This is a genomic window from Cohnella sp. LGH, from assembly GCF_017671885.1.
GTDB classification, from domain to species: domain Bacteria; phylum Bacillota; class Bacilli; order Paenibacillales; family Paenibacillaceae; genus Cohnella; species Cohnella phaseoli.
Genome location: NZ_CP072117.1, coordinates 367256 through 384584, shown reverse-complemented (window position 1 = coordinate 384584; position 17329 = coordinate 367256). Strand labels below are relative to the sequence as shown.

Sequence of the window (17329 nt, the reverse complement as noted above, 5' to 3'; positions counted from 1 at the left end):
CAGAGAGGGCTGCCTTCCGCGCCAGCGAATGTTCCGGATTGTCGGAAGAGCGGCTTGGAGGGCAGCCCTGCGTTGGTAGTCCGAATCGCTTGAAAATAACGGTCTATAATCCGAACGTACAACTAGCCCTGAGCTAGCCCTTCTCCAACACGGCGGTTACGCAGCGCCAGCACGCCCAACAGGATCAGGCTGGCGGCAAAAACGCCAAAGCTGGTCCATTGCCCCGCAGTCCAGCTGAACAAATAACGCGGCGAGTCTCCTCTCAGCATCTCCAGCATAAACCGTCCTATCGAGTAGAGCATATTGTAGGCCAGAAACAGCGCACCCGCCGGCATCCGCCGACTTTTTAGCAACAACAGCAGCACGAAGACGATCAGATCCCATTGTCCTTCCCATACCTCCGCCGGCCACAGAGGCTGTGCGCCGTATTCGGCGTAAGCCATCGTCCCTTCCGGGTACACGATGCCAAAACCCGAGCCTGTCGGTGAACCGTAAGCGTCTCCGTTCAAGAAGCAAGCGATTCTGCCGATCGCCTGACCCAATACGGCAGCCGGCGCCAGCACGTCCGCCATTCCCCAGAACGAGATGCGGTACTTGCGCGTGTATACGAACATCGCGGCCATCCCTCCGATCAGCGCACCCTGAATCGCGATACCCCCTTGCCAGATATACGCAATCTCATGAAGATGCTTGGAATAATACGACCATTGAAAGAAAAATACGTGCCAAGCGCGCGCGAATACGAGTGCGCCCACGATCAAGTAGACGGCCAATCGGTCAAGGTGCTCCCGGTAAGGCGTCCCTGCCGACAGATAATGGGCGACTCCCCAAGCGAGCAATACGGCCAGCGCAACAATCGTTCCATAGGAATGGACATGGAAATCTCCGATACTGAATAAAACAACCTTCATCTCTGTTCATCCTCTCTATTTGTTTCATCAAACTACAATATGTAGTATGATTGGCTAAAAAAATGGGGATCAAGAATCCCCGCCCAGCATCAACAGAAGCAACAGCGAGCACGACGCCAGCAGCGGTCTGAGCAGCGCCGTCGGCACCTTCACCGGCCTGTCGGGCTCCAGCACCTGCATCATCCGATAATTCATTGCCGCATCCGCGAAATGAACGCCAGCCTCGTTGCGGCTCGGATGACCGAGCTTGGACAGCTTCAGCAGGACGCTGCCCAAATATAGTTCCGTCCCCATCTCCCGTATGGCGTAACGATCCGCGAACAGCTCTTTCCAGGTCCGATAGTAACGAAGAATCGGATGGATAAGCGGCCAGTAGCCAAAGGCGTCCGCAAGCAGCGCGGAAAGGAACATTTTCGGTCCGTCGTGGTTGCGGCAATGATACCTTTCGTGCAGCAGGACCGCTTCCAGCTCCTTGTCGTCGAACATCTCAAACAGCGCTGTAGACAGCACGATTTTCGGGCGCAGCATACCGAGCGTCAGCGCAACGAAAGCGTCGTCGCGGATAACGATAATTTCCGTTCCCCAGTCGCGATATTTGGCGTTAAGCCGCTTCGACAGCTTCGCGTGCCTGTTGGCCCGAAAGTGCTTTAGCCATTTGCGCGATAAGTACGCCTGCTTCAGGCAGCGCCACACGATTCTGACCCCCGCGTAACCGATTGCCACATCGGCCAACGCGAACAGCAGGAAGGCATCGGGCAGCGATTTCTCTCCCACTTGCTCGACGATAAATACTCCCATCTGTACGACGACTACGATCAGAAAAACAAATAGAAGCGCCAGCATACTTCGGAGCTTAACGGCGGGATTGCTCATTTGCGGCGATCATCCTTTAACTGCTGCAGCTTACGCTCCAGCTTGGCGATCACTTCCGGATCCACCTCGTCCAAAGCGTCTATCATGTGATTCACGACGAGACTTCCATATTCCTGAATCAGTCCCTGCGACACTTCCTTCGTCTGCTCCGACAGGAATTGCTCTCTGGATTGCAGCGTGCGGAATTTCGCCGCCTGCGTCCGGCCGGCTCCCGACTTCGACTTGGCCAAGTGCCCTTTGTCCAGCAGCCGGTTCATCACCGTCATCACCGCGTTGACCGAGATCGGGCTTTCCTGGTTGAGCAGAGACTGCACCTCCTTGATCGTCAGCCCCTCGGAGGACCAGAGAATATCCATAATTTTCGCTTCCAGCGGGCCGAAAAAACGGGTCAGCCCCTCGCCGTTCATGTTTAGCCTCTTAATCTGCATCATCCGGCTCACCTCATACTACACAGTGTAGTATGCGTTCGATCGAGTGTCAACTCCTCTCTTGGTAACCCCCTATTAGGCATCCGCATAGAATGAATCATGCACCACATACGGAGGTCGTTACTATGAGTTCGCCCAGTCAGGTTCAGCCTCAGCTAAAGCCGATCTATCAATGCGGCTCCCATATTCATCGAACTCTGCGTTCGGTGAGAGAGCAGCTCCATCAGCTATGCGATCAACACGCCAATCGGCTGGTCGTGATCGAGACGATGGACGGCGATGTGTTCGAGGGATACATCCGCCATTGCCACAACGGGGTTCTTTATTTGACACTGTCGAATGAAGGCTGCGCACGCGCCTTTTTCCCGGGGCCGCCCCCGCCTAATCCTTATGCCAACTTCGTGCTTCCGCTCGTTCTTTTTAATCTGCTTACGATTTCGCTATTGTAGGACGCCCCGTCCCGAACAAGAAAGGAGTAATCAAGTTGGCCCTTATGCCTCCACTCGGACCGCAAAGCGGCTTGCAGCCTCCGACGGCTCCGCCGCCCCAGACGATTCCTCAGCAGCCTCTCGCCTCAACGCTTGCAATAGATCCGGGCGCCATCTCCGGATGCTTGTTCCGCCAAACCTATATTTGGCCTCGCAACGGGCCGGGCTTCTGGTTCTATCCGGTATTCGTCGGACGCACGTCCGTCTCCGGATTCCGTTGGAACGGATTGTTTTGGATGTTTTCCGGCTTTGATCTTCGGAACATTCAATCGTTTACCTGTTTTTAGCACTGTTAACGGTCTGACAGACCGTTGCGCGTTGATCAGCCGTAGTGTACAGAAGAAAAGCCCCCGCTCATCCCGAGCGAGGGCTCCTCGTTTACGCTTGCAACGCCTCTTCATACTGCGCAAGAAGCTTGGCGAACGCCGCCGTGCTAGCGGACAAGCCGCCCTCGCGGTTGCGCGCCAGCCATAGCCGCTTAAATTCGGAGAGCGCCGTCTCCAGCTGCTTCTGAAGCCGCTCCAGCCATTCGCGTTCAGCCGCTGCCCCTTCCAAGTCCTGACGGAAAATGTACCGATGAAGACCGGCGCCCTGCTCGATCAGCCGCAAAGTATTGCGCAGCTCGTCCCGCACCAGATCGGCATCCGGACCCTGAAGATCAAGACGCTCCAGTTCCTCCTCTCGCTCTCTCAACCAAATTTCCATCTCCTCGTAGCGATAATCGACTTGAAACGGCGTGCCGCTGCCGCCGATCAGCTTCAGCACTTCCGTACGGATTGCGGTATCCCGCTCCAAAGTCGCTCGATCGGACAGACCTCGGCCGAGCAGATAAGCGGTGTAGGTTCCATTTTCCACTGTACTGCGTTCCAGATGGCAATATCGGCCCAGCTCCATCAGCAAACATCCCCCGATGCCGCTGCGGTCCTTCAGCATCTGCGATGAGACATACTTCTCCAGAAGCGCCATCTGATCCGCATTTGCCTCTACCTGCCAACTTACGCCAGCCGCATAGGCAATAGCGGGATAGCTGACAGCCGAAACCTGCCAATGTCCGCCGTCGCCCCAATCGGCCACGATCAATCCTTCCGCTCCGTAGGCTTGGCCGCTCCTTGCCGCATCGGCGATGTTGGCCAGCATATTGTCGGTCCGCCCGGCAATCGAAGACCAGGAGCTGGTGCCCGGACATACATAGTAGTGGACCCCGCTCTCCTGAAGCTTGCGGCAATGAGGCTCGTAGGGAACGGGAGCGTCGTAGTTCCAATGAAGCACGGTCACGTCGGACGGCACACGCCGGATCACCTCGGGGTGGTGCGCCAGCACATCGCCCCACATCATCGCCTTTTTGCCGTGGCTGCGAGCGACCTCGAACATTTTCTCCGCATAGTCGAAGTATAGCTCCCCGACGCCGATCTCGTCGGCCCGCTCCTTGCTCCGGCCCGTCCCCAGCCCGAACGGCTCGTCCATGTTGAGGTTGACGTACTCGGACGAGAAGTTCGGCAGCAATTCGTCGAACAGGTCCTTCGCCAATGCGGCGGAGCGGTCGTCCACCGGATTCATCGTCGTCGGCGGCAGCTTAAACGGGAGCGGAATCGGCGGCTCCATACCGTCCGGATGCTCGGCCAGGTCGCGGAAATCCGGTTTAACCAGCCAAGGTCCCATATGGCCGAGACAGTTTTGATTAGGCGTCAATTCGATGTACCGGCTGCGAGCATAAGCGTCCAGCTCCCGGAATTCCGCGGCCGTGAGAGGCGTAGCTTCGGGAAAAGAGTCTTTGTACTTGGCATAATCGAAGCAGAAGCCTTCCATATAAAGCTGAAGATGGTTGTACTTCAGCTCGGACAGTCTGTCGATCAGCGCGTACAACGTATCCATCTGCGGGATTTTGTTGCGGCCGATGTCGAGCATGAAACCCCGAACCGGAAACTCCGGCTCATCCTCAATCCGGAAATGCCCCCACTCCGACTCCGATTGCGCCCGCTTCTGCTTGGCTAGCTGCTCCAAAGCAATCAATGCATAGTGCAGGCCGACCTCGGTGCCGGCGCCGATCTTGAGTCCCTCGCCGCTCCATTCCAGAACATATCCTTGCGGGTGCAGATCCGGCAACAATTCAATCTCGACTGCAGTCTCCGCAGAAGATATTTCTTCTAAGTGGCAGCCTTTGATCGCGCTACGGCAACGTTGCTCGACTTTTACATTCGCAATGAGTTGCTGCGTCTCCGCTCCGCTTGCACGCAGCTTCAAATTCGGAGACACCGCCGAAGCTCCCCCCAGCAGCTTAAAGCTGCGCGGCCTCGGGTACAAGCCCACACACTCAGTCATTCCATATCCCCCCCTTGGCAAAAACGATATAGGTTGAACCAAAGACATCGAAGAGACGATCCAATGAAATGGAGAAAGGGAATGAGCCCCCTTCTCTTTGGTCCAACCCATATCGTCAAGTTGATCAAGATTTAGCTATTCAGATGCGCCAGCAGCTCCGCCAATTCCTTCTCCCCAAATTTGCCGCCGCTGAACTGAGACAGCGAGCGCAGCGGGAAGCTCTCTTTGAACCCTTCCAGCATAGCCTTGCTTTCTTCGTCGACCACATTGCCGAACGGAAGCAGCTCGCTAAGCTTGTGCGTAAAGGCGATGCCTTTCTCCGATTGCAGCAAATCGGCCAACGTCGAGTCGCGGTCAAATACAACCTTGCGCTCAGACGTCGAGCGAATCGTCACTGTCTCCGACAGCGCAATATCCTGTGAGGAGCGCCCGATCAAAATCTCAAACTGTCCAGTTTCAACGATCCAATCCTTCTCCTCGACCTCGTAATAAGCAAAGCTGCGCTTGTCGAGCGTGAAGGAAACGGTTTTCTCCTCTCCCGGCGCCACTGAAACCTTATCGAAGCCTTTCAGCTCCTTCAGTGGGCGAAGAACGCTGCTTTCCACATCGCGGACATATAGCTGCACGACTTCCTTGCCTGCGCGCTCGCCCGTGTTTTTCACTTGAACGGTTACTTTCAACGTATCCAAGTCCGTAAGCTCTTTCTTATCCACAGACAAATTGGAATAGGAGAAGGTGGTGTAGCTGAGACCGTGACCGAATGGGAAAAGAGGCCGCAGCTGTTTCTTGTCGTAATAACGATAGCCTACGAACAGACCTTCTTTGTACTCCACCCGGTCGCCTTTGCACGGGTAGTCGAGATAAGTCGGATTGTCGCTCAATTGAATCGGGAACGTTTCCGCCAGCTTACCGGAAGGGTTCGCATCGCCGAACAGGAGGTCGGCAATAGCTCCGCCAAGCGCCTGACCGCCGAGATAAGCTTCGAGTACGCCCGGAGCTTTGTCCAGCCACGGCATCTCGATCGGAGAGCCGTTGCAGAGCACTACGATCAGATTCGGCTGCACAGCCGCAACCGCTTCAATCAACGCAACCTGATTGGCAGGCATGCGCATATGCTTCCGATCATAGCCTTCGGATTCGTATCGTTTCGGCAATCCGGCGAACACGACCGCGACAGACGCTTCCTTCGCCGCACGCAACGCTTCTTCGGTCAGCTCGGTGCTGCTATCATCCGTTTTCAGCCCGTAGCCTTGCGCATAGACAACCTGTGCACCTTCTCCTGCCGATGCAGTCAGCTCCTCCACGATATCGTCCAGCTTGGTCGGGTTGATCTGCGAGCTTCCGCTTCCTTGATAACGCGGCGTTTTCGCCAGCTCGCCGATGACGGCAATTTTGCCCCCTCGTTGAAGCGGCAATACGTCGTTCTCATTCTTCAGCAGCACCATGCTTTCGGCCGCGATCTCGCGGGCAAGCCGATGATGCGCATCCCGATCGTAAGTCGAGCCAGGCTTGTGATGGTCGACGGCTCTGAATACAATCGTGAGCAACCGCTCCAAGGCTGCGTCGAGCTTCTCTTCCGCAAGCTGCCCGCTTCGAACCGCCTCGACGATCTGCTTAATGCCTTCGCCTTCGCGCGGCATTTCAAGCTCCAAGCCGGCAGCAAGGCTTTTTACCCGATCAACGACCGCGCCCCAGTCCGACACGACGAAGCCTTCATGACCCCATTCCTTCTTCAGCACATCCGTCAGCAGCCATTCGTTTTGCGCCGCATACTCGCCGTTGACTTTGTTGTACGCGCACATTACCGTCCATGGCTGCGCGTTCTTCACCGCACCCTCGAAGCTGGCCAAATAAATTTCGCGCAGCGTACGCTCATCCACGACAGAGTCGGCGCTCATCCGGCGAAACTCTTGGTTGTTCGCCGCGAAATGCTTAAGCGACGTCCCTACGCCCTGGCTTTGTACACCCTTGATATGGTGGGTAGCCATTTCAGAAGAGAGAAACGGATCCTCGGAAAAATACTCAAAGTTGCGGCCGCATAACGGCGATCTCTTGATATTAGCTCCCGGACCGAGCAGCACGCCCACATTCTCCGCCTGGCATTCCTTGCCGAGCGCCTCCCCCATCTGTGCAATCAGCTCCCGATTCCACGAGCTGGCAATGCCTACGGCAGATGGAAAGCAGGTGGACGGTACGCTGTTGAACAATCCCAGATGGTCGGCATTCTCGACTTGCTTACGCAAACCGTGCGGTCCGTCGGTTACCATCATAGAGGGGATGCCCAGCCTCTCGACGGCTTGGGTATGCCATACGTCGCGCCCTGTGCAAAGACTCGCTTTCTCCTCCAACGTCATTTGTGCAATCAAATTTTGAATATCCCGTTTTTTGTTCATTCCGAATTGCTCCTCTCATTTCGTTTATATTCAACCGAACGAAAACTCAGCCGATTGCACTTCCCTGCTATTGGGGCCGACAAAAACGACGAACTTACCCGGCTCCGCTGTATATCCGACTCCCGGCGTCCAGAAAGTTAAATCCTCGGCAACAATCCGGAACTCTACTTCTTTACTCTCACCCTTGGCAAGACGAAGCTTACTGAACCCTTTCAGCTCCTTCACTGGACGTACTATGCTGCCATGGCAATCTTGGATATACAGCTGCACAACTTCTTCTCCATTCGCCGATCCCGCATTGCTCACCGTGACCGACACCCGCAGCTCCTCGCCCCCCGCCAGCCGATTGCGATCCAGCTTCAGATCCGAATACTCGAACCGGGTGTAGCTAAGGCCATACCCGAAAGGGTACAGCGGGTCATTCGGGCCGTCCAAATATTGCGAGATATATTTCTGCTGTCGGTTAGCTTCCGTAAGCGGTCTTCCCGTGCGAAAATGGTTATAATACACCGGAATTTGCCCGGTATGCGCAGGGAAGCTCATCGTCAGCTTGCCGGAAGGGTTGTAATCCCCCACAAGCACGTCGGCAATCGCATGTCCGGCCTGAGAGCCAAGGAACCACGTTTCCACAATCGCGTTCACGTTCCGCTCAAACCAATCGAGCACCAGCGGGCGGCCGTTCGTCAGCACCAGCACAACCGATTTTCCCAGCGCGACCACCGCTTCCGCAAGCCGCATCTGCGCTTCCGGCAATTCAATGCTCATCCGCGAAGCCGCTTCCCCGGACATGTCGCTGCTCTCCCCAAGCGCCAGCAGGACAACGTCTGCCTGCTTGGCCTGCTCCAACGCCTCGGCAATTCCGCCTTCTATCGTCGTATTGACTCCGCAGCCTTTGGAATACAGCAGCCGCTCTTCCGAAATGCCCTTATCGCGCAAACCTTCATATAAAGTCGCCGTTTCATGACCGAACCTTGAAAACTGCCACGGGCCGAGCAAATCCCGACTGTCCGCGAACGGGCCAATCAGCGCCACCTTGCCGCCACTGCCATTGCCGTTCTTATTGCCGTTCCCGTTGCCGTCACCATAGTCCGCCATAGGCAATACGCCGTCATTTTTCAACAGCACAATCGACTTCTGCGCAAGCTCGCGACTGGCCTTCAAGTGCTCCTCGTGAAAATGATATTCCGTTTCTTTCTCCGGGCGAACATAGCGGAACGGATCATCCATCAACCCAAGCCGATACTTCAGCGTCAAAATGCGGCGAGCCGCATCGTTAATCTGCGCCTCCGAGATTTTCCCTTCTCGCACAAGCTGCGACAAGTGCTCGAACGAGCGCGTCGCCATCTCGATATCCATCGTCGCGTCGACCGCCAGCTTCGCAGCTTCCTTCACGTCTTCCACCAGACCGTGAACGACAATTTCGTCCACTGCACCGTAATCCGAAATTAAAATACCGTCGAAGCCAAGCTCGTCGCGCAGCAAATCCTTCATCAACGCTTTGCTCGCCGCCACCGGCACGCCTTGATTAATATTGAACGCATTCATGACCGAACCCGCTCCGGCCTGCAAACCCGCCTGGAACGGCGGCAAGTACACATTGCGCAATGTTGCTTCCGAAATATCGACAGTATTGTAATCGCGCCCGCCTTCCGCTGCGCCATAACCGATAAAGTGCTTCAGACAAGCCACGATCGTTTCCGGTTCCAGTAAGGAATCCCCTTGGAAGCCTTCAACCTGCGCTTTGGCAATCAGCCCGCCCAAGTATGGGTCTTCGCCCGCTCCTTCGGACACCCGCCCCCATCGCGGGTCTCTGCTCACGTCGATCATCGGTCCATGGTTGTACACCGTTCCCGAAGCGCTCGCCTCTTTCGCGGCAATCGCGCAAGCTTCCTTGATGGCATCCATATCCCAGCTGCAAGACCAGGCCAACGGAATCGGGAAGATCGTCTGCGCTCCGTGAATGATATCCGCATTAAACAACAACGGGATACGATGCGGGGACTCTTCCACCGCAATCTTCTGCAGCTCGAATACCCGACTGACATCGAACGCGCCCAGCACCGAACCCGCTCTGCCCTCGGCGATCAGCTTCTCCGGCGGATCCGCCTCCACCGCATTGCCGAACGAGAAATTCGATGCGGGAACCTGGAACATCTGACCGATCTTCTCCTCGAGCGACATCCGATCCAGCAGAGTCTCCACCGCTTCCCGAATTTCCTCGTTGGATCGCTTTGCAACGCCATCCTTCCGGTAAGGCTTCACTTGCTCAGCCAGCGATTCCGATAAAGCGGGCCCTCGGCCCCTAGCCGCCTCGATCGGCAAGCTTCCAAGTCCAGGCATCCGCAGCTCTCCGTAGAGGCGGTCTTCGTCGTACGCAAGGTCGACCACGATATCCTCGCCCGGTCTCCAGAACGCTTTCGCAAGACCGCGGAGCCGGTTGCCTTCCACAGTAAGCGAATCGATCTGAATCGGAATAGCCAGCGGTTCTGTCGCAATATCCAGCGAGTAACCCGCTTTCTTCGTCACTTTGAATTGGATTTTCAGCTTCATTAAAGGTGTTGCTACAACCGTATGCCACAAGCCCAACATGGCTGTCCCTCCACTCTTCACTGCATTAGCCTTTTACGGCGCCAATCATCAAACCTTTAACGAAATATTTCTGGAAAAAGGGATAGGCGAGCAAAATCGGAACGATTCCTACGACCGCAATCGCCATGCGGAACGTTTCTTTAGGCAACATCGCCAATGCGTCGGTGCCGCCCATACTGCTATTCATGGATAAGAACTCAATGTTGCTCATAATGCGATTCAGCACGTTTTGCAGATTCAGCAAATCCGGGTCGTTGATAAAGATCAGACCGTTGTTCCAGTCGTTCCAGAAAGCAAGCGCCTGGAACAAGCCGATCGTCGCGAGAATCGGCAGCGACAGCTGCAAAATGATCCGATAATAGATTTTGAATTCACTCGCCCCATCGATGCTCGCGGATTCAATGACCGCCGTCGGAATCGTGTTGGTAAAGAAAGCGCGCATTAACAGCACGTTAAACCCGTTCATCAGCAGCCAGGGAATCAATTGCGCCCATAGCGTATTTTGAAGCTCGAATACTTTCGTATAGACCATATAGGTCGGCACCAAACCGCCGTTGAACAGCAAGGTAAAAAATACGATAAAGGCCAGCACCTTGCCGCCTGGCAAATCCTTGCGAGACAACGGGTAAGCCAGCAAAGACGTGATAACAAGACTTGTTACCGTGCCGACAATCGTAATCAGGATGGTAATTCCGTAAGCATGGACAATAGTATCCGAGTTTTTCCACAAATATTCGTATGCCCCAAAGCTGAACTCTGACGGGAAGAAGGAGTAGCCGTCCCTTACAATCGCCTTATCATCCGTAATAGAGGACGTAAACAGCAGGACAAACGGAAGGATGCAGGCCAGCGAAAATAATCCGAGCACAAGATGAGACGCAATCTGCCAGCCGCGGTGTTGATTTGCCATGTGATTTCCCCTCCTTTTAGAACCACCTATCAGAACAGAGCGTTGTCTCTGTCGATTTTACGGACGATATAGTTCGAAGCAATGACCAGGACGAAGCCGACAATGGATTGGTAGAACCCTGCCGCTGCGGACATTCCGATATCGCCGAGCTGCATAAGTCCGCGGAATACATAAGTGTCGATGACGTTGGTCGTATCGTATATCGCGCCGGAGTTCATCGGAATCTGATAGAACAAACCGAAGTCGGAATAGAAGATGCGGCCGATCGCAAGCAAGGTGAGCATTGTAATGATCGGCGTGATCATCGGAAGCGTAATTTTACGAATTTGCTGCCATTTGGATGCGCCGTCAAGCGCGGCCGCCTCGTAGTACTCCCGGTCAATGCCGATAATCGCAGCCAGGAAGACGATACACGAGTACCCGGCGCCTTTCCAAATATGCACAATCGTCAAAATATAAGGCCAGTACTTGGACTCCAGATACCAGGAAATCGGTTCGACTCCAAGCGCAGGCAGAATGGTCTTGTTCACGAATCCCGTTGCCGGGCCCAGCAATGCATACACCAGATAACTGACAAGAATGATGGAAATCATATGAGGCAATATAATCGCGCTCTGATAGAAACGCTGCGAAAACCGGCTGCGGATTTCATTCAGCAAAATGGCGATCAGAATCGCAAAGCTAAGCCCGAGAAGGATGAACACTGCGTTATACAGAATCGTATTGCGCGTAATGATGTACGCGTCGCTTGTCGCAAACAAGTAATTAAAATTTTTAAACCCGACCCAGTCGCTACCCCAAATTCCTTTCGCGTAATTGATATCCTTGAACGCAATGGAGAGGCCGAACATCGGCAAATAGTTGTTGATCAACAAATAAGCAAGTCCGGGCAGCGTCATGATGTAAAGAGGGATAAATCGACGGAGATTGATTCTTCTTCGTTTCACTGCTGTACTCATCTCGTTCCCCCCGCTGAACAGTTGCGTAATAATAAGCCCGACCAATCCGCGACTGATCGGGCGTTTATCTTCATGAAGATTTACTGTACACCGTTGGCCTTCGCCCACTCGTCCAATTGCTTCTGCTTCTCGGCTACAATCTTATCGATGCCAGCAGCTTTCAGCTTGGCGTTGAATTGAGGAAGAATTTTATCCGGGTCGACGCTGCCTGTCTCCAGAGACAGCTTATATTCATTGATGACGTTGGAGACTGCCGCGTATTCCGTCTTCACGTTGGAGCCGTCGAAGATGAAACCAAGCGCTTTGGAAGGCTTCGCCGATTCATTGAACTCTTTCATTTTGCTCCAAATTTCCGGGTCGTTGTTTTCCAGCACATAAGCCTTGAACTGATTGCCGAACATCCATTGCAAGCTGTTGAAGCCCACGGAGGTCGCATCTTTGCCTTCCGGATACTTGATGATATTGTCCTGAACCTTCTCATAGTGCGTACCTTCAACGCCCCAAGTGAACAGGTTCACGATATCCGCGTCTTCATACATCAGGTTCAGGAATTTCATCGCTTTCTCGGGAAGCTTCGAATGTACCGGAATTCCCCACATCGCCACCGTGATGTTCGAAGTTGTGCTGTACGGAGGATTCAGTTCTGCAGATACGACCTCTACTCCGTTGCTCTTCGTTTCTTGAGCATCGAAGCCTGGCTTCTGCATCCCAATGTACGAGGCGACTTTACCCGAACTCATCAGCTCGACCAGGCTCAATTTGTTCGTAGCCGCATCGCTCAGAATATATCCCGCTTTGTACCACTCGCGGATTCTCTTGACGAAATCCGCGTATTCCTGCGTTTCGAACAAGTTAACAACCTTCAGGTCGTTGTCGTAATGCGGAAGAACTCCCATATTGTCGCCAAGCTCATCGTAGAATTTATATACGTCGCGGAAAGACTGGGTTCCGCCAGTCGAAATCGGCACCATGTTAGGCTCTTTTTCTTTGATCAATTGCAGGACGTTGGCTACGTCATCCAATGTCTTGATCGAGCTTAGGTCGATATTGTACTTCTCCACCAGATCTTTGCGAATGGTGTACCCATAGCTGCCTGCCAAATCGCGAACGGATGGAATGCTGTAGGTCTTGCCGCCGATTTTCGAAGCGTTCAGATATTTCGGTTCCAGCGAAGCCGTAATTCCGCTGCCGTACTCGCCAATAAGCTCATCAAGCGGACTGAGCATCCCCTTAGCGACCATGTTGCTGTACATGGTGCCATGTACATAGGTCAGATCCAATTTTTCATTCGAGCTGAAAATCAGATTTGTCCGCTGCAGCCATTCGCCGGCGTTGATCGGCATGAACTTGACGCGAACCTTGATCTTGGATTCGGTGATTTTGTTCATCTCTTGCTCAACAAGCTCTAATCCCGCGAGATCGGGAGATACGATAGGAAACGCAACGGTCAACTCTTCAATCGGCCCATCTTCTTCATTGCCAGAAGGCTTGCTGCTCTCCGTGCTATTGCCGCTTGGCGCACTGCCGTTGTCCTTATTGTTGCTGCCGCCGCATGCCGACAAGATCAGCATAAAGCTAAGCAAGAGCATTAAAGACCCGTACGCGACTCTTTTCATTTCTTAATCCCCCCGCTGTTAATCGTTGTGTTGTTGCTGTCTTCATTGTACGAGGTTCATCCGACGGGCTCTGCTCTTCTTACGACTTCTCCCTGCCACTTTCCCGACTTCCGTCCGCGGCATGATCGGCTTGGTGTTTGCTCCGATACTCGACCGGATTAAGCTGCATCACCTTCTTGAACATGCGCGAGAAATGCGAAAAGTTGGCGTAGCCGATCTTGCCCGCGATCGAGGCGACGGACATCTCCGTGTTGACCAGCAGCCCGGCCGCGATCTCCAGACGCTGATGCAGCAAGTAGTCGGAAATCGACAGTCCCGTCTCTTTCTTGAAAACTCGCGTCAAATAGTCCGGGTTCAAATACACGGAGTTGGCGATGTCCTCTCGGGAGATGTCTTTGTCCAAATTTTCGCGAATGTAGGCTTTAACCTTGTCCACGACGCTCTGAGATTGATCGATGTCGGCGATGATTCCGATCGCTTTGTCACCCATATGTCTAAGCCAATTGAGCGAATCGGCGGCCGAGCGCATCGAGGCGGCGATCAGCTCCGTCGAGCGCCGATCCCCGAATAACTGGTGCGCCTGTATGCCTTTCACCTGAAGCGTGTAATACACCATCTGTTGAAAATCCTGAACGAACTGGCTCAGCGTATCGAAATTCAGCTGACCGGAGGCCGCCCCCTGCTTCAGGTACTCCTCCACGGCTTTGGACAGCTCGGCGCGTTTGGCTTCCTTTAATAAAACCGACCACATGCTCATATCCGGCGGCAGATGCCCGATCCCGGACGCCTGTGGATCATGAAGCGAGAAGACGCCCCGGTCGTAGGCCACATTATTCGCGTCCAGCCGACGCAGCCTGGCGTACATAACCGCCATCTGATGCGCTTGCGCGCTGTCTCCGATATAGCAGGACACTCCGGCGTAGAAGAAATCGCGCCCCGCATCTACAAATTTCTCGCAGGCTTCGCGCAGCCGATCCTCGGCTGCAACGTCCGACTCCCCGCTCACGAGCGCCAGCAGACACCCGCCGCCAAGCGATACGAGCAGCCCGTTCTCCTGATCGTTCACCAGCAGCTCCTCCGCCGATTTGCGGACGGCGTATTCCAGCACCTTCTCGTCGCGCAGCGAAATTTCTTTATCCCATCTTCTAATATGGATAAATACCGGAACAAACGTCAGCTCGCGCGAGAAAGGAATGTTCCGCTCCTCGGCCGCTTTCTTCACCGCCGCGGCGTCGCCCGGAATCGATTGGTTCAGAATATCGGTCCAGAATTTCTCGACGATCAACGGTTGGTGCTTGACCCAGTACTTGCCGTACTGGCTGAACTCGTTCAGTCGATTGTCCTGATCGAGCTTGCACATCGCCTTTTGCACGGCTTCCGTAAGCTCCGGGTACGGGATTGGCTTCAGCAAGTAATCGAGACTGCCGAGCTGCATCGCCTGCTTGGCGTACTGAAAGTCGGCATGGCAGGTCAAGAAAATCGTTTCCGTCCGCGGATAATGCTGCCGGACCCATTTCAGCAGCTCCAGGCCTGTCCCCTGCGGCATTTCAATATCACAGAGCAGAATATCGATCGTCTCATTTCGAAAAATGTCTTTGGCCTGCTCCGGATCATACGCTTCGAACAAGCGAGTAATCCCGATGCCCGACCAGTCCACGCCCGATTTCAGCCCTTCCACAGCAATCCTCTCGTCATCCACGATCAACAATTGACACATTCTCGTTCCCCTCCTCGCTTTCTGCGTCCGGTCGCAGCGGAATCATGAGCTCGACGACGGCTCCTTGCGGATCGTCGTTGTAGCATTCCATCCATGCCCGCTCTCCGAATTGCAGCCGCAGCCGCTCGCGCGTATTCCACAGCCCGATATGCGCGCCGTTCCCGTCCGTTATCTGCTTGCCGTCGCGAATCGCGTCCAACGCTTCGTCGGTGAAGCCCTTGCCTGTATCGCGAATCAACAGACAGACCATCGGCTCGTCGGCCAGTGTATCCAACGTAGCCTCGATGCTCATGACGACGGGGCCGTCCACCTGAACAGCATGCTTAATCGTGTTTTCGACGAGCGTCTGGAGAATCAACGGCGGAATCGGCGTCATCTGAAGATAATCAGGCACTTGGATTTCCCAGCGCAGCCGATCCGGCAGCCGCATCTCCTGAATGCGCAAATAATTGGAGATATGCTTCAGCTCGTCCTTGAGCTGCACGAGCGGGTGATTGCTTTGAAACATATAGCGAAAATAGTGCACAAGGCACATCGTCATTTCCTGAATCAACTCGTACCGCTTAACTTGCGCCAAATTGTACAAAATGTTCAAGGAGTTCATGAAAAAATGCGGATTGATTTGAAGCTGAAGATGCTTCAATTCGGCCCGCTGCTTGCTAAGCTGCTCCTCGTACACATGGATTTTCAGCTCTTCGATCTGGGTGATCATCTGATTAAAAGTCCGGTTGACGAGCTGGAATTCATCCGGCACGGGCGACTCCTCGATCTGGTGATTCAAGTTGCCTTCTCCGATCAGGCGCATCCCCACCATCAGCTTGCGCAGCGGCAGCAGCAGCACCTTGCGCAGAAACCATACGCTGAGCAGCAGCATCGCGATCGCTACCACAATGACGAAGTTCGCCGCATTCGCCAGATAAGGGAGATTCTCAAGAATTTGTTTGTCAGGGCTGACCGAGACGAGGCTGAAATCGCCCTTCCTAGACGTCTCTCCGACGACCAGATAATCGTTATGGCTGCCGGACAAATAATAATCCTGAAAGCCCTGCGTAAAATCCAAGCCGTCGTCCTCCAGCGGCCGGGTACCGCCCAGCCGCTCCCCTGCGCCGTCAACAAGGAGCACGGCCCCCGTCTCTCCCGTATGCATGCCGCTTAGCGGAGCGAGCATCGTCCGGGACTTCACCCACGCTCCGATGTACAGTTCTCCGCTCCGGAGCAGACGCACGATGTAGTTTTCGCCGTTGATCCGCATGACCGTCCACTCGCTGTTGGCATGCTGCGGCTGATCCTCAAGCCGTAAAATCTGCTCGGACATAGTCTGTCTAAGCGCATTCAGCTCGCTATAGCCGATATTCAGTTTGTAGGCCTCCATCATATCCCGCTTGGGCAGGGAGTAAACAAAGAAGCCGTCAATGTACGGGTAAACGATAAGATCGGAGGTCAACAGGCGCGAGACGCCGCTTTTGGCCATCATATATTGATCCTCCGATGCCTGCCAGTCGCCCATTGTGAGAAGATTGAAATCCGCAAAAGCCAAGCCCGTCAAATGTCGCTCCACCTCGGAGAGCTGATCGTCAAGCTGCTTCATATGAATGGAAATCAGCGCCTTGTTGGACATGGCCACCTGGTTATGAATGACGCGCACGCTGTAATTGTTGTTGTATAAGAGCAGAGCGATTAACGGAACCGTAATGCTCAACAGGCCAAGCACGAGCTTGACCCGAATCGAGCTCCAAGGGAGCGATGCAAAGCGTCTGATCATGATGGGTTCCCCCTGTCGTGCGGATGATGAGATTACCTATTATTATAGCCCATCCGTCGCGCTGTCCCGCTTCATCATAACGCTTGCCCCGAGCCGCTTCCGCTCCTCATCCGACCAAAACCCTCGCATTTTACGACCTGATTTCCGAGCGGTATCCCCCGAAGTTCGTTACCGATGGCAACGCGGGTTCATTCGAGACCCACGGCAGAGAGCTGGCGGAGAAGCTGAAGGCGCTGGGCGTTCCGGTTGCTTCTTTATTCTTCCCGTTATCCGAAGTGCCGTTCCCCATGAATACCAGTGGGAGATAACTAAAGATATTCGTTGAACCGCAGGCGCTCTAATCCTCGCAAAAAATAACAGCCGC

At 54.3% G+C, this 17329-nt stretch carries 12 protein-coding genes and 1 pseudogene; 2 read left to right on the top strand and 11 right to left on the bottom strand.

Annotation, left to right across the window (positions count from 1 at the left end):
* Positions 1-122: 122 nt before the first annotated feature.
* The 3 genes from lgt to J4772_RS01520 form a co-directional block, all read right to left on the bottom strand.
* A complete protein-coding gene (lgt, locus tag J4772_RS01530) occupies positions 123-911 on the bottom strand; it encodes a prolipoprotein diacylglyceryl transferase (protein ID WP_209073873.1) in 789 nt (262 codons plus the stop codon).
* A gap of 69 nt (positions 912-980) precedes the next feature.
* Entirely contained in the window at positions 981-1784 is an 804-nt protein-coding gene (locus tag J4772_RS01525; protein ID WP_209073872.1) for a M56 family metallopeptidase, read from the bottom strand.
* Complete coding sequence (locus J4772_RS01520; RefSeq protein ID WP_116062447.1) at positions 1781-2212, bottom strand: BlaI/MecI/CopY family transcriptional regulator; 432 nt, start codon at positions 2210-2212, stop codon at positions 1781-1783. The genes J4772_RS01525 and J4772_RS01520 overlap by 4 nt, the downstream gene beginning before the upstream one ends.
* Positions 2213-2337: 125 nt before the next feature.
* Between J4772_RS01520 and J4772_RS01515 the strand changes: the two genes are divergently transcribed.
* Together J4772_RS01515 and J4772_RS01510 are read left to right on the top strand one after the other, a co-directional pair.
* Entirely contained in the window at positions 2338-2661 is a 324-nt protein-coding gene (locus J4772_RS01515; protein ID WP_116062333.1) for a hypothetical protein, read from the top strand.
* A 71-nt stretch (positions 2662-2732) separates the two neighbouring features.
* Positions 2733-2987: pseudogene (locus J4772_RS01510) on the top strand (transporter); the annotation flags it as partial.
* 91 nt (positions 2988-3078) lie between these two features.
* Here the strand turns inward: J4772_RS01510 and J4772_RS01505 are convergent.
* The 8 genes from J4772_RS01505 to J4772_RS01470 form a co-directional block, all read right to left on the bottom strand.
* Positions 3079-5019, bottom strand: a complete 1941-nt coding sequence (locus J4772_RS01505; RefSeq protein WP_209073871.1) for a beta-N-acetylhexosaminidase — start codon at positions 5017-5019, stop codon at positions 3079-3081.
* Between the two features lie 131 nt (positions 5020-5150).
* Complete coding sequence (locus tag J4772_RS01500; RefSeq protein WP_209073870.1) at positions 5151-7412, bottom strand: glycoside hydrolase family 3 C-terminal domain-containing protein; 2262 nt, start codon at positions 7410-7412, stop codon at positions 5151-5153.
* 30 nt (positions 7413-7442) lie between these two features.
* On the bottom strand, positions 7443-10001 hold the full coding sequence (locus J4772_RS01495) for a glycoside hydrolase family 3 N-terminal domain-containing protein (protein ID WP_209073869.1): 2559 nt from the start codon (positions 9999-10001) through the stop codon (positions 7443-7445).
* Between the two features lie 25 nt (positions 10002-10026).
* A complete protein-coding gene (locus tag J4772_RS01490) occupies positions 10027-10911 on the bottom strand; it encodes a carbohydrate ABC transporter permease (RefSeq protein ID WP_209073868.1) in 885 nt (294 codons plus the stop codon).
* Positions 10912-10940: 29 nt separating this feature from the next.
* Positions 10941-11870, bottom strand: coding sequence for an ABC transporter permease (locus J4772_RS01485; RefSeq protein ID WP_209073867.1), 930 nt, complete (start codon positions 11868-11870; stop codon positions 10941-10943).
* Between the two features lie 80 nt (positions 11871-11950).
* Positions 11951-13486 (bottom strand): ABC transporter substrate-binding protein, encoded by a 1536-nt coding sequence (locus tag J4772_RS01480; protein ID WP_209073866.1) that lies wholly within the window; start codon positions 13484-13486, stop codon positions 11951-11953.
* Between the two features lie 79 nt (positions 13487-13565).
* A complete protein-coding gene (locus J4772_RS01475) occupies positions 13566-15203 on the bottom strand; it encodes a response regulator (RefSeq protein WP_209073865.1) in 1638 nt (545 codons plus the stop codon).
* The gene (locus J4772_RS01470) at positions 15178-16965 is read right to left on the bottom strand and encodes a sensor histidine kinase (protein ID WP_209073864.1); all 1788 of its coding nucleotides are present in this window, start codon (positions 16963-16965) and stop codon (positions 15178-15180) included. The genes J4772_RS01475 and J4772_RS01470 overlap by 26 nt, the downstream gene beginning before the upstream one ends.
* Positions 16966-17329 lie beyond the last annotated feature (364 nt).